The following is a 13591-nucleotide window of genomic DNA, read 5'->3' as shown; positions in this document are numbered from 1 at the left end:
CCTCGTCCGTCGCCATCCCTTTCTCCGAGGATCACCCCCCGAGGCGCAGTCCGCAGTGCCTCGGACGCGTTGGCCTGGCGAGATGGCGATATCGCGTGCAGCGTGGAAGCGACGGGGCCGATCGACAGGGCGGGAGAGCCGCAGGAGAGGCGGGACACATGGACAGGGATGCCGCCGAGCGCCGTGTGGTGGTCGGTGTCGACGGATCGACGGCCTCGTACGAGGCCCTGCGCTGGGCCGTGCGCTACGCGGGCCTCGCCGGCGGCACCGTGGAGGCGGTCGCGGTGTGGGAGCTGCCGGGCCTGTACGGCTGGTCGGCCCCCGCCGTGGACATGGACGTCGACGAGGAAGAGGCCCGGCAGCGGGTGCGGAAGGAGCTGACCGACGTGCTCGGCGCGGACGTGGCCGGCTCGGTCCGGAGCCAGGTGGTGCACGGCAACCCCGCCGACGTTCTGCTGCGGGCCGCCGAAGGCGCCGAGATCCTGGTCGTCGGCAGCCGGGGCAGGGGCGGGTTCGCGCGCGCCCTGCTCGGCTCGGTCAGCCAGCGAGTGGCGCAGCACGCGAGTTGTCCGGTCGTGATCGTGCGTTCCGAGAAGCAGTGACCTTCCGAGAAGCCATGACCTGAGCCCCCGGCCGCGATCACTGGAAGGCGGGACGGCCACGGCAGGAGCGGTCATCACCGCGGACACCTTCATGCGGCTTCTCGTTCCGGTCGGATGCCCGGAGGCGGGGTGCCGACCGGGGTGCGTCCCGCCTCATACGACGTCCAGCACGTCGGTCACCGGCCGACGGGGACTAGGACGGCCTTCGGGCCCGTAGCCGAGCCTGATCACCATCTGTACATGGCCCATGGCCGAGACCGGGTCGCGGGCCGCCCACCGCAACTCGGCCCGTTCCAGCGGCTGGGACGTCACCGAGGCGACCAGCCCGTCCGTCGTGGCCCGCAGGAGCACCCGCTCCAGCGCCTGGCCCGCGCGCAGCCAGTCCGTCGGTCGGTCGTGAGCCGTGCCCAGCAGGGCGATCTGGGGGTCTCTCTCGAAGGCTGCCCAGCCCCGTCCGGGTACCCGGCGACCGGCGGCGAAATCTCGTACCGGTGTCCCGGCGACGCGGCTGCGAGGCCCGAAGGCCTCAGGAGGGATGCCGTCCGACGTCCCGGCGCCGGCTGCGGGTTCCGTCCGGGCCCAGCGTGCCATCTCGCCCCGGACGCCGGGATCCAGGGCCTCCCGGCCCTCGGCGTCCTCTACCAGCTCCAGAAGCGACGCCACATGCCAGGGTCCGGGGAAGAGCAGCTGGGCCCCCTCTGCGCCGGCCGCCTCGCACAGCCGGTCCTTCAGCGCGCTCGGTATCTCCTCCTCGCGGAAGGGCTGACGGCTGGAGTGCCGGCGGCGGATCGCCGGATGCAGCACGGCGAGGGCCTCGTCCGGTGGCGCCGTGCCGCCGAGCTCCACCTCGGCCAGCAACGCCGGATCGGCTGGTTCTGGCAGGAGCCGGACGACCGGACCCCGGCCGTCCGCCGCAGCCGCCACGCGCAGGTTCAACAGTGCCGCGCCGCAGCCCAGGTGCAGGTTCCGGTGGTCCGGGTCGCTGCGGGGCAGGGCACGCGCCAGGTCGGCGTAGAGGCACAGGACACCACTGTCGCGCAGGTAACGGAACTTCCATGGCTGTGCGTTGTGCAGCGAGGGTGCTTCCACGGCGGCTGCCACCAGCGCGGTGACGTTGTAGCTGTCGAAGGGTGGCGTGCTCATGATGGCCTCCCTGGGTGCCCGGCTCGGCAGCCGACAGGAACCCGGTCGGCATGCCGAGTCCTGCCTCCAGCCTGTGCGACACCTGTTCCCCGGGGGCAGGGGCCGTCCGGACCTGGCCCCGGGGCCGAATGTCCCGCTCGGGAGAGTCCGTTGCCGGTCGCGAGGGCCGATCCGCCCATCGAGGTCACCGAGTCGACCGTGTGAGCGTGAGAACAGGACCGGACGGCTGAGGTTCCCGCAGCCCGGCGAAAGGCGGTGAGCGGTTGTGCGTCTGCCCCTGGTCGTGGGTGTCGCGGGACCGGGCGGCCGACGAGGCGGCCATGCACGGTCTGCCACTGCCATCGTCGCCGTCGCGACGGAGCGTGCCCGGCGGCAGGCCCCGGCCGTCCCGGTCGAATCCGACGTCCTGCCCGAGGACCCGTGCACGCGCTGCCGCACGAGGGCCACAACGCCACCGCATCGCCCACGGAGTGCTGCACGACGCGGCGGGCCCAGTGGCTGTCGTTCCCGAAGTCTCCTGATATTCCCGGCACACTTTCCGCCCATGGACGACGAAACAGGAGTTCCCATGACGAAGGCCGCCCACCCGGACGCCACCCTGCTCACCGACGAGGAACTGCGCGCCCTGGATGCGCACTGGCGCGCCGCCAACTACCTGGCGGTCGGCCAGATCTACCTCATGGCCAACCCGCTGCTGACCGAGCCGCTCAAGCCCGAGCACATCAAGCCGCGGCTGCTCGGTCACTGGGGCACCTCGCCCGGTCTGAACCTCGTGTACACCCACCTCAACCGCGTGATCAAGGCGCGCGGACTGGACGCGCTGTGCGTGTGGGGACCTGGACACGGGGGACCGGCCGTCCTCGCGGGCTCCTGGCTGGACGGCAGCTACAGCAAGACCTACCCCGACGTGTCACGCGACGCGGCGGGCATGGCCCGGCTGTTCCGGCAGTTCTCCTTCCCCGGCGGCGTGCCCAGCCACGTGGCACCCGAGACACCCGGATCGATCCACGAGGGCGGCGAACTCGGCTACTCCCTGGCGCACGCCTACGGCGCGGCCCTCGACAACCCGAACCTGCTGGTCGCCTGTGTGATCGGTGACGGCGAGGCGGAGACAGGCCCGCTGGCCGCGTCCTGGCACTCCAACAAGTTCCTGGACCCGGTGCACGACGGAGCTGTCCTGCCGATCCTGCACCTCAACGGCTACAAGATCGCCAACCCGACCGTGCTGTCCCGGATTCCCGAGGACGAACTCGACGCGCTGCTGCGGGGATACGGGCACGAACCCCTGCACGTCACCGGTGGCGACCCTGCCACGGTCCACCGCGCCCTGGCCGGCGCCTTCGACGAGGCGCTGGACCGCATCGCACTGATGCGGCGCACCGCCCGCGAGGAAGGGGTCACCGAACGCGTGCACTGGCCGGTGATCGTGCTGCGCACGCCGAAGGGCTGGACCGGCCCGGCCGTAGTGGATGGCGAACCGGTCGAGGGCACCTGGCGCGCCCACCAGGTCCCGCTCTCAAAGGTGCGCGAAAATCCGGCTCATCTGCGGCAGTTGGAGGAGTGGCTGCGCTCGTACCGGCCCGAGGAGCTCTTCGACCTGGAGGGCCGTCCCGTCGCGCAGGTCCTCGCCTGCGTCCCCGAGGGGCCGAGGCGGCTCGGAGCCACCCCGCACGCCAACGGCGGCCTCCTCGTCCGTGACCTTCCGCTGCCGTCCCTCGACGCCTTCGCCGTACCCGTCGACAAGCCGGGCAGCACGCTGCACGAGCCCACCCGGGTCCTCGGCAGTCTCCTCGCACAGGTCATGAAGGACACGCGGCAGCGCCGCGACTTCCGTCTCGTCGGACCGGACGAGACCGCCTCCAACCGGCTCCAGGCCGTCTTCGATGCCAGCGCAAAGGCCTGGCAGGCCGGGACCTTGCCGGTCGACGAACACCTGGACCGGCACGGCCGGGTGATGGAGGTCCTCTCCGAGCACCTCTGCCAGGGCTGGCTGGAGGGCTACCTGCTGACCGGCCGGCACGGACTGTTCTCCTGCTACGAGGCGTTCGTGCACATCGTGGACTCGATGGTCAACCAGCACATCAAGTGGCTCAAGACCTCCCGAGAACTGCCCTGGCGGGCTCCGATCCCCTCTCTCAACTACCTGCTGACCTCGCACGTGTGGCGCCAGGACCACAACGGCTTCTCGCACCAGGACCCCGGGTTCGTGGACCACGTCCTCAACAAGAGCCCCGAGGTCGTGCGGGTGTATCTGCCGCCGGACGCCAACACCCTGCTGTCCATGGCCGACCACGTCCTGCGCAGCCGCGACTACGTCAACGTGATCGTGGCGGGCAAGCAGCCCTGCTTCGACTGGCTGAGCATCGACCAGGCCCGGGTTCACTGCGCGCGCGGCGCCGGGATCTGGGAGTGGGCGGGCACCGAGAACGGCGGCGAGCCGGACGTCGTACTCGCCTGTGCCGGTGATGTGCCCACCCAGGAGGTGCTGGCGGCAGCGCAGTTGCTGCGCCGGCACCTGCCCCAACTGGCGGTGCGGGTGGTCAACGTGGTCGACCTGACGCGGCTGCTGCCGCACGAGGCACACCCGCACGGGATGACGGACTTCGAGTACGACGCCCTGTTCACCACGGACAAGCCGGTGATCTTCGCCTACCACGGCTACCCGTGGCTGATCCACCGCCTCGCCTACCGTCGCACCGGCCACCAGAACGTCCACGTGCGCGGTTACAGGGAATCGGGCACCACGACCACCCCGTTCGACATGGTGGTCCGCAACGACCTCGACCGCTACCGGCTCGTCATGGACGTCATCGACCGCGTCCCGGGCCTCGCCGTACGCGCCGCCGCCGTACGCCAGGCGATGGTCGACGTCCGCACCCGCCACCACGCCTGGATCCGCGCCCACGGCACCGACCTGCCCGAGGTTGCCGAGTGGAGCTGGGACGGCTGAACGTCTGTGGGGTGACGAGCCCCCGTTCCGTCCGGGGCCGCTCTGAGGCGGGCCGTCGAGTCGCGCCTCCGGCGGCCAGCCGACCTTGGATTCCGCCCGTACACGAACCTCGTCCAGGCACGGCGGCGCGACCATGAGGCAACGCAACCGACCCCGACCGACGGGCCGGATCAGGAACCGTCCTGCGACCCCGTCGCCGTCTTCGAGTAGGCGTCGTGCCAGGCGGCCTTCGCTCCGGATTCGCCGATCCGGTAGACATCCACCACCGCCCCGACCGCAATGGCCAGCGAGAGCACACCCACGACGATGCGTACCGGCAGGGCGGACCAGCGCATGCCGCTGTCCCGGCCAGCCTCCGCCTGCGCCCGCCGGCCCGCCCACCACACGACCGCCGCCAGCACGAACAGAGCCACGGCCCACGGCAGCAGCCCGTCGCCAAGCTCGGTGTGCCGGCGTACCAGGGCGTCGTCGTCAACGTGCCGTTCGAGCCACTCGCCGGCGTGCGTGGTCAGCGGCACACTGACCAGGGCGACGAGGGCCACCAGCGGCAGCAGCGGCCCCAGCAGCCGGGCGGCGCGCGGCCACAGCGCTGCCGCGACCAGGGCCAGTGCGGTCAGGGGTATCAGGACGACGACCACGTGGACCATCAGGACATGGGCGGGCAGACCGTTGATCAGATTCATCGGGACGCTCTCCAGAGGGGAAGGGGCGCGTCAGCCTGGCACAGCAAACTCTGAGTTCCTTCTCAGCCGGTGGAGCCGGTGGAGCCGAGGGTTCGGTGAAGACCCGTCCGGGCGACAGAACGCGCCCACAGCACCTGGAACCGGCAGGCTGAGAGTGGTCGACAGACGGGTCGAGCGCTGACGGGAGGTTTGAATGGACCTGGAAATTTTCGCCGTCTTGGTACTGCTCTGACAGTCCTGGTGCTGTTCGCTGCACGCAGCGGTTTCGTCACTCACTCGACTCGGACGGTAAGCCGAACATGGCCGATGAACCACGACAAGATTCCGACGCGAAGCCGAAGGACAGTCGGACCAGTGTGCACCCGAGCCTGCGCGCTGTGGCGGCCGCGTCAACGGGCGGAACCCTCGTCATCTGGTGGCCCGCCTTCACCCTGGGCGCGTACAACGCCGTCTTCTTCGACGCCCTGCTCACTCTCTGGGCCGTGACCACCGCCGTGCTCCTCTCAGGGGCGGTTGTGCACAGGAAGAGCTCGGTCCCCTCAGGAGGCTGGCTGGCTCTGGCGCTGCCCTCCCTGTGGGTCATCCTGGCCATCCTGACACCCGGACCCCACATCCCCTTGTACCTCCACTACCTCGAAGTGGGCCTCACCGTGGTGGGTGCTCCGATGCTGGCCTGGCTGTTGTCGAAGATTCTGCTCCCCGACTATGCGGAGCTTCCTCGGTTTCACCGTCTGGGAGCAGTGGGCGTCACCATCGCCGTCGGAGTCCTGGCCTTCCTGCTCGGCAAGTTCAACTACCTGTTTCTGACCTGCGCGGACTTCGACCTGAGCGGCAACAACACGCCGCCACACTGTGCGCAGGGAGGGCCGTTGCACCTGTGAGCCGCAAGGGTCAGCCGGGGGAGCGGTTGATGAGGGCTGATCGGCCCCGCGCGTTGGCCTCACCGGCCCATGACGCGCTCCACGGTCCGGGCGAGTGTGAGAGGCGGACACTTCGAAAGTCGCAGGCACCGGGGCCTGGCTCCCGGCGCCCTGGAGGAGATGAGCCACCGTGATGTTCTGGTACGACCACGACGTCGGCGGATGGGGCTGGTTCGCCATGTCAGCCGGCATGATCCTCTTCTGGGCCCTGATCATCACCCTCGGCGTCCTCCTGTACCGCGCCCTGGCGCGGCCAGAAGGGGGCAGGGACCTTGCCGACACCCGGCCGCCTGGGCCGTCCCCCGAGCAGCTCCTCGCCGAACGCTTCGCCCGAGGCGAGATCGACGAGGACGAGTACCACCGCCGCCTGACCGTCCTGGGAAAAGCCACCGGTGACGTCCCGTGGCCCGGTCGGCGCTGATCGGGAGGAGGCAGCCGTGGACGAGAGACTTTCCGTGGGCGCCATGATGAACGGGTCGCCGTACTCGATCAGCGAGGACGAGACGTTGCTGATGGCCTGGGAGGTGGTCGAGCGGTCCGGGCAGCGTCATCTGCCGGTGGTCCGCCAGGACGGCTGCTGCGCCGGCCTGCTGGACCGCGCAGAGCTGGCCGTCGCCTGCGCGGACCCCGCGGTGACGCTGTCCCGCCGGAGGGTGCGCGACCTCGTGCGCGGGCGCCGCACGGTCACGGTCCATCCCGAGGAGTCGACGCTCCGCGCGGCGGCCGTGATGACTGAGGAGGATGTGGACGCGCTGCCGGTCACCGACCCGCACGGACGACTGACCGGCCTGCTCACGGCGCAGGACTATGTGGCCGCCGCGGCCGGCCTGCACCGGCACACCGGGTCGGCGCAGGGGGTGCCGCTCCGATGTGCACCGCTGCCCGGGCTGCCACCTCGTCGAAGGGAGCGGGAACGCGGCATTCCCATTCCGTAGGGACTTGTCGGCTGCTCGGGGAGCGCTGAGGCGGGGCCGAGGAGCGGCGAGTGGCTGCGCGCTTCCCGAAGTCCCAAGGGCCGAACGGCCCTGCTTTCGGGGCTGACAGGCCCCTGCACACACCGACCGCGCGTGACGAAGATCAAGAGCATGGGGAGAAAGGAAAGCCGGGAGTGATTGCTGTTGTGGGGCATCCCGATCTCGCCACGTCGACGCTCGCGCTGCTGGAGGAGGAACTGCGCTCCCGGCTGGCCGACTTCGCCCGGGCGGGACGAGTGGGACTGGTCCGCGCCGGGAAGGGGTTGCCGCTCGCGTTCGGGCGGGCCGCGCGCAAGGCGGGGCTGGCCCTGGTGACGGTGCTGCCGTCCTGCAACGGCGTACCCGCGTACGTCGCCGAGCCGGACCGCAAGGCGGCCGGGGAGCTGCTGTTGCTGTCACAGCAGGTGCGGCTGGTGGAGTACGACCCAGGTGACCGCACCTCGTGCATATCGGCCCAGGAGAGGCTGCTGCGCTCGTGCGCACGGGTGCTGGCCGTGTGGGACGGGTCGCCGTCCAACGGGAGGGACGCGACGGCTCACCTGGTGGCCTATGCCCGCAGCCATGGCGTCGACGTCGAGGTGCTCTGGCCGCAGGGGGCCGAACACGAGGCCGTTCGCGGAGAGCCGTCATGACCAGCCAGCCCCCTTCTTCCCCTGCTGTCGCCCGCATGGTCGAGCTGGGCCGGGAGGAGTCGCTCAGGCTGCTGGCGAGCGTGTCCATGGGGCGTGTCGGCTTCACCCGCCAGGCACTGCCGGTGATCCGGCCGGTCAACCACCTCGTCACCGGCGACGGCGACGTCGTCATCCGTACGCATGCCGGGGCCGCCCTGCTGACCAGCGCGTCGGCGTCGGAGGTGGTGGTGTACGAGGCGGACCGGATCGACGAGGGCAGTCATACCGGCTGGAGCGTGATGGTCACCGGTACGGCGAGCCGCGTGACCGACCCGCCGACGCTCTCCCGCTACCACGCGGAACTCACTCCCTGGGTCAGCAGGGACATGGAGTACGTGGTGCGCATCAAGGCCGAGCTGGTCACCGGATACCGGCTGGTGCGTTGAGGCAGCCCCGGAAAACGTGCATGCGTACGGGATCTCGGCCGTGCCAGGATGGCGCCGGGAAGCGAGGTCTCGTGGACGAGTTGAGGCGATTCCGCCTGGCGCTGGTCGCGTGGGCGGCGGGCGGAGCGGAGGCGGGTGAGGCCGCCGCGCTGGCGCGGGAGCTGGCCGGCGGCGGTGTGTGGACGGTCGTGCTCGTCGAGGGGAGCAGCGATCAGGTCGCGCTCGAAGCGCTGGCCATGCGCTACGGCCGCGACCTCGGTGCAGAGGGCGTCGCGGTCGTACCGCTCGGAGGCGCGACGAACATCGGGCGTTTCCTGGACGTGTGCGGTCCTCCGGGGCTCGGCCTCCCGCTGGCCGGTCTCTACGACATCGGCGAGGAGCGGCATTTCCGGCGTCATCTTGAACGGGTCGGGCTCGGGTCCGGTCTCACCCAGGCCAAGTTGGAGACACTCGGGTTCCATGTGTGCGTCGCCGACCTGGAGGACGAGCTGATCCGCGCTGTCGGGGCCGAGGGCGTGCAGCAGGTGATCGAGGCCCAGGGCGAGCTGCGCCCCTTCCGCACCTTCCAGGGCCAGCCGGCACAGCGGGAACGGCCCGTGGAACACCAGCTGCGACGCTTCATGGGCACGCACAGCGGCCGCAAGGCGCTCTACGCGCAGGCGCTGGTCGGGCACCTGCACCTCGAGCGGGTTCCCCGGCCGTTGGAGCGCCTCCTCGCGCACGTCTGACACAGCCGATGCCAACGCCGTCGCCGTGTCAGACGGGAGGGCTATCCTCTGGCGGGTCAACCGCGTTCCATCAGCAGGAGGTTTGAGGCCCTGATGACTGTGTCGTCTCGTGACTCGATGCTGGAGCTGCTCTCGGCCGACGGCCCGGATCCGGACCATGCCGAGGCGATGATGCTCTACGGCAGGCTGGTCGGAACGTGGAACATCAGCAACCGATACCAGTTCCCCGATGGACAGTGGCATACCGCGGCGGGCGAGTGGCGTTTCGGCTGGGCCTTGGGCGGCCGGGTGGTGCAGGACGTGCTCTTTTGCCCGGAGTTCCACGATCGGTACCCCGGCACCACCATCCGCATGTACGACATCACGACCGGGCTGTGGCAGATTACGTGGATCTCACCGAAGCTTCCGTCGTACTTCTCACAGATCGGCCGGCCTGACGGTGCCGGTGGGATGATCCAGGAGGGTACCGACTCGGAGGGCAGGCGCTCGCGGTGGACGTTCACCGACGTCACGCCGACCTCTTTCCGCTGGCAGGGGTTCAGCGCCGCCCCCGACGGCGAGTTCGAGTTGTTCCAGGAGATGCACGCGACACGCGGGTAAATGTAATCGTCAAGTGCTGTGGACCAGTTCATTCGCTCACTGTGAGACAGACCTTGGTTCGAGGAGGTAAGTGGATGTCAGCGAACTGCTGATGTAGCGCACGGATCGGTTCCGGGTCGGTCAGCGCATCGCCTCCGCGGCTGGCCGCTCGGTACAGCGTCGTGCCCTGATCAGGGCGCAGGACGACGTAGTGCAGGTGGATGCTGGGCGAGAGCCGGTCGGCCAGCAACCGGGCCACCGTGCACGGCGACGAGGCCGTCTGCCTGTGGAAAGGCCCGGCTCCTGCCTCCGTCCGCTCACGGGGAGTCGACGCTCCCTCTATTGAGAGGGCCGCCCATGGTCCGTCCGGGTGCGACGGCGGGTCATGCGCGTATACGTCACCGCAATGGTGAGAAACAACCCGAGGACGGTGGCGGAAGCGGTGACGACCGCGAACCAGTCCGCGGTGTCCTTGGGCCCTGTGGCCAGCCTGAAGGCCGCGGTGACCGCGGCGGCCGTCAGCCCGGTACCGACGAGGATGGGCACGACGTACCGGGAGCGGTCGGTGACAGGCGGGGGCTGGGCGTGGCCCAACTCTCCCCACTGGCGGGCGACTTCCCGCACCTCGTGCCGCCGCTGTACGGCCGCACGCAGCCACAGGCCGGTCGTGACGAGTACGCCCGCGACGGCCGCGGCGCACGGTATCCACCATGCCTCGGCCAGGAGCAGCAGTACGGCGACGATCCCGGTCGTGCTCCAGCCGCTGACGCAGGCTGCCGCCGCGCTGCGGCGGGAGAGCAGGCGGTCGGCTCCCGCGCGCAGGTCGCAGAGGGCCGGCACGTACCAGACGCAGCCGGAAGCGGTCACCATCGCAGTGCCGAGGGCGAGAACTGCTTGCGCCATGGTCTACCTCGCTGCCTGTTCCAGGGCGGCGAACTCCGGGTGGTGCAGGTCGAGCGCCGGCGACTCGGAGCGGATGCGGGGGATGGAGACGAAGTTGTGGCGTGGGGGCGGGCAGGAGGTGGCCCATTCCAGGGAGCGGCCGTAGCCCCAGGGGTCGTCGGCCTTGACTGGCGTGCCGTACTTGGCGGTCTTCCAGACGTTGTAGAAGAACGGCAGGATCGACAGGCCGAGCAGGAACGACCCGATCGTGGAAAGGGTGTTGAGGGCGGTGAAACCGTCGGCGGCCAGGTAGTCGGCGTAGCGGCGGGGCATGCCCTCGGCGCCCAACCAGTGCTGGACGAGGAAGGTGAGGTGGAAGCCCGCCGTCAGCGTCCAGAAGGTGATCTTGCCGAGGCGTTCGTCGAGCATCTTGCCGGTGAACTTCGGCCACCAGAAGTGGAATCCGGCGAACATCGCATACACGACCGTACCGAACACCGTGTAGTGGAAGTGCGCGACGACGAAGTACGAGTCGGACAGGTGGAAGTCCATCGGCGGCGAGGCGAGGACCACGCCGGTGAGTCCGCCGAAAAGGAAGGTGATCAGGAAGCCGGTCGTCCACAGCATCGGCGTCTCGAAGGACAGGCTGCCCTTCCACATCGTGCCGGTCCAGTTGAAGAACTTCACGCCCGTCGGCACCGCGATCAGGAACGTCATGAAGGAGAAGAAGGGGAGCAACACCCCACCGGTGACGTACATGTGATGGGCCCACACGGTCACGGACAGGCCCGCGATGGCGATGGTCGCGCCGATCAGGCTCTTGTAGCCGAACATCGGCTTCCGGGAGAAGACCGGGATGACCTCGGAGATGATCCCGAAGAACGGCAGCGCCAGGATGTACACCTCCGGATGGCCGAAGAACCAGAACAGGTGCTGCCACAGGAGCGCCCCGCCGCTGGCCGCGTCGAAGACGTGGCTGCCGAACTTGCGGTCGCACTCCAGCGCGAACAGGGCGGCGGCGAGCACCGGGAAGACGATCAGGACCAGTACCGCGGTCAGCAGTACGTTCCAGGTGAAGATGGGCATCCGGAACATGGTCATGCCCGGGGCGCGCATGCAGATGATGGTGGCGATGAAGTTGACCGCGCCGGCGATCGAACCGAAGCCGGACAGGGCCACGCCCATGATCCACAGGTCGGCGCCGAGGCCCGGCGAGTGGACGGCGTCGGACAGCGGTGCGTACAGGAACCACCCGAAGTCGGCCGCCCCGCCGGGTGTCAGGAAACCGAACGCCGCGATCGAAGACCCGAAGAGGAACAGCCAGTAGGCAAGCATGTTCAACCGGGGGAAGGCCACATCCGGGGCGCCGATCTGCAGCGGCATGATCCAGTTGGCGAAGCCGGTGAACAGGGGCATGGCGAACATCAGCAGCATGATCGAGCCGTGCATGGTGAACGCCTGGTTGAACTGCTCGTTCGACATGATCTGCAGTCCGGGACGGGCGAGTTCGGCACGCATCAGCAGTGCCATGACGCCACCGATGATGAAGAACGCGAACGCGGTGACCAGGTACATCGTCCCGATCTTCTTGTGGTCGGTGGTCGTCAGCCACTCTGTCCCGACCTGCTGTATCTGTGCCTCGTCCACCGGACGGTGTCCTTCCCGTCTGCTCATGTCGCTGACGAGCCGGGAAGAGCCGTCAACGGGGGACATGGACTTGGCTCTTCCCGGCCGCCGTCACATGATCGTCGGACGGCCCCCTGGTCCCGATAGGGTCGAACGGCCCCGGCCACGGCCGCAGCTGGGGTCCAACGGCCCCTCTTCCCGCTGCTCAGCACTGACCGGTTCAGGAATGACGGGAATGTTCGCGACCTCCCGAGCCCGCAGCATCCGCTATGTGATCGCAGCGTCCCGTACCCGACCGGATCGGGCACAGGATGTCGGGTCCGGCAAGGTGAGTCCTTCCTAACGTGAGTGATCGAAAGGGAAGGAGGCCGGGGTGCTGGAGCGACTGAACCAGGCCATGGAGCACATCGAGGGCCATCTTGATCGACGGATCGAGGGGGCCGACCTTGCGCGGATCGTGGTGACTTCGGAGTACCACTTGCGGCGGCTGTTCTCCGCGCTGGCGGGGATTCCGCTGTCGGAGTACATCCGGCGCAGACGGCTCACGGTTGCTGGTGCTGAGGTGCTGGCCGGGGATCGGACGCTGTTGGAGATCGCGGTGCGGTACGGCTACACGTCGGGGGAGGCGTTCGCGCGTGCGTTCCGCGTCATGCACGGCGTCGGTCCCGGCGAGGCCAGACGGTCCGGTGCGAGTCTGCAGTCCCAGCCACGGCTGTCCTTCCGCCTCACCGTCGAAGGGAGCAGCAGTATGCGATACCGGGTCGTGGAGAAGGATGAGTTCCGTGTGGTCGGCAGGAAGGCGCGCGTTCCGCTAGTGCACGAGGGGGTGAACCCTGCCATCGCCGACTTCATCCGTGGCATCGGGCAGGAGACGCTGCAGCGCATTCAGAGTCTGTCTGATCAGGAGCCGCAGGGGATCGTAGGGGTGAGTGAGAACCTCGACCCGAGTCGGGCGGAAGGGACCGAACTCGACTACTACCACGGGGTGGTGACCTGCGCCGCCGCCTCCCAGGACATGGATGGGCTCACCGTTTCGGCCGGGACGTGGGCCGTCTTCGAGAACTCTGGGCCGTTTCCGCAGGCGCTCCAGTACCTCTGGCGGGACGTGTTCACGCAATGGTTCCCGTCCAATCCATACCGGAGCCGGCCGGGACCGGAGATTCTGCGGACCCGGCTGTCGCAGGACGCCACACAGGCGGAAGCGGAGCTGTGGATCCCTGTGGAGCGGACTGTGGTCTGAACGAGAGCGTGCGGCGGCCCTGGGCCGCCGCACGTTTTCGAGGCGGTGGCCGCGTGACCGATGCCGATCGGAAGAGCGTCGGGGAGGGAAAGAGTGTAGTCCAGGGAGTGTAGATCACGGTGGACGACGTATCATTATCCAGGGTGCTGCCCGGAGACCCGTCGCGACCTCTCCGCTGCGTCAGGCGTACGGCGGGAGCGGGCGCTC

General features: G+C 69.2%; 14 protein-coding genes. 10 read left to right on the top strand and 4 right to left on the bottom strand.

Features of this window, described 5'->3' with window-relative positions:
• The first annotated feature begins 158 nt into the window (after window positions 1-158).
• Entirely contained in the window at window positions 159-602 is a 444-nt protein-coding gene (locus ACWD35_RS22215) for a universal stress protein (RefSeq protein ID WP_451353009.1), read from the top strand.
• Window positions 603-755: 153 nt separating this feature from the next.
• Here ACWD35_RS22215 and ACWD35_RS22210 read toward each other — a convergent pair whose 3' ends face one another.
• Window positions 756-1745 (bottom strand): Acg family FMN-binding oxidoreductase, encoded by a 990-nt coding sequence (locus tag ACWD35_RS22210; protein ID WP_451353008.1) that lies wholly within the window; start codon window positions 1743-1745, stop codon window positions 756-758.
• Between the two features lie 568 nt (window positions 1746-2313).
• Between ACWD35_RS22210 and ACWD35_RS22205 the strand changes: the two genes are divergently transcribed.
• Entirely contained in the window at window positions 2314-4695 is a 2382-nt protein-coding gene (locus ACWD35_RS22205; RefSeq protein WP_451353007.1) for a phosphoketolase family protein, read from the top strand.
• A 170-nt stretch (window positions 4696-4865) separates the two neighbouring features.
• Here ACWD35_RS22205 and ACWD35_RS22200 read toward each other — a convergent pair whose 3' ends face one another.
• On the bottom strand, window positions 4866-5378 hold the full coding sequence (locus ACWD35_RS22200; protein WP_451353006.1) for a DUF2231 domain-containing protein: 513 nt from the start codon (window positions 5376-5378) through the stop codon (window positions 4866-4868).
• Window positions 5379-5755: 377 nt separating this feature from the next.
• On the opposite strand from ACWD35_RS22200, the gene ACWD35_RS22195 reads away from it, so the two are divergent.
• The 7 genes from ACWD35_RS22195 (at window position 5756) to ACWD35_RS22165 (ending at window position 9657) form a co-directional block, all read left to right on the top strand.
• Window positions 5756-6259: a hypothetical protein gene (locus ACWD35_RS22195; RefSeq protein WP_451353005.1), complete on the top strand. Its 504-nt coding sequence runs from the start codon at window positions 5756-5758 to the stop codon at window positions 6257-6259.
• A gap of 172 nt (window positions 6260-6431) precedes the next feature.
• Window positions 6432-6719 (top strand): SHOCT domain-containing protein, encoded by a 288-nt coding sequence (locus tag ACWD35_RS22190; protein WP_451353004.1) that lies wholly within the window; start codon window positions 6432-6434, stop codon window positions 6717-6719.
• Between the two features lie 16 nt (window positions 6720-6735).
• Entirely contained in the window at window positions 6736-7233 is a 498-nt protein-coding gene (locus ACWD35_RS22185) for a CBS domain-containing protein (protein ID WP_451353003.1), read from the top strand.
• 173 nt (window positions 7234-7406) lie between these two features.
• Window positions 7407-7904: a hypothetical protein gene (locus ACWD35_RS22180; protein ID WP_451353002.1), complete on the top strand. Its 498-nt coding sequence runs from the start codon at window positions 7407-7409 to the stop codon at window positions 7902-7904.
• Window positions 7901-8329: a pyridoxamine 5'-phosphate oxidase family protein gene (locus tag ACWD35_RS22175; protein WP_451353001.1), complete on the top strand. Its 429-nt coding sequence runs from the start codon at window positions 7901-7903 to the stop codon at window positions 8327-8329. The genes ACWD35_RS22180 and ACWD35_RS22175 overlap by 4 nt, the downstream gene beginning before the upstream one ends.
• Before the next feature lie 71 nt (window positions 8330-8400).
• Window positions 8401-9057 carry a TOPRIM nucleotidyl transferase/hydrolase domain-containing protein gene (locus tag ACWD35_RS22170; protein WP_451353000.1) on the top strand — a complete coding sequence of 219 codons (657 nt, stop codon included), beginning with the start codon at window positions 8401-8403 and terminating at the stop codon, window positions 9055-9057.
• Between the two features lie 117 nt (window positions 9058-9174).
• Entirely contained in the window at window positions 9175-9657 is a 483-nt protein-coding gene (locus ACWD35_RS22165) for a hypothetical protein (protein ID WP_451352999.1), read from the top strand.
• A 318-nt stretch (window positions 9658-9975) separates the two neighbouring features.
• Here ACWD35_RS22165 and ACWD35_RS22160 read toward each other — a convergent pair whose 3' ends face one another.
• Window positions 9976-10539, bottom strand: coding sequence for a hypothetical protein (locus ACWD35_RS22160; protein WP_451352998.1), 564 nt, complete (start codon window positions 10537-10539; stop codon window positions 9976-9978).
• Window positions 10540-10542: 3 nt separating this feature from the next.
• The gene (gene ctaD / locus ACWD35_RS22155) at window positions 10543-12192 is read right to left on the bottom strand and encodes an aa3-type cytochrome oxidase subunit I (RefSeq protein ID WP_451352997.1); all 1650 of its coding nucleotides are present in this window, start codon (window positions 12190-12192) and stop codon (window positions 10543-10545) included.
• A gap of 325 nt (window positions 12193-12517) precedes the next feature.
• On the opposite strand from ctaD, the gene ACWD35_RS22150 reads away from it, so the two are divergent.
• Window positions 12518-13384 (top strand): AraC family transcriptional regulator, encoded by an 867-nt coding sequence (locus tag ACWD35_RS22150; RefSeq protein ID WP_451352996.1) that lies wholly within the window; start codon window positions 12518-12520, stop codon window positions 13382-13384.
• Window positions 13385-13591: the final 207 nt, after the last annotated feature.

This window comes from Streptomyces sp. NPDC002671 (assembly GCF_053592475.1).
The sequence above is the reverse complement of the archived record's forward strand: the minus strand, read 5'-3'. Positions and strand labels throughout refer to the sequence as shown.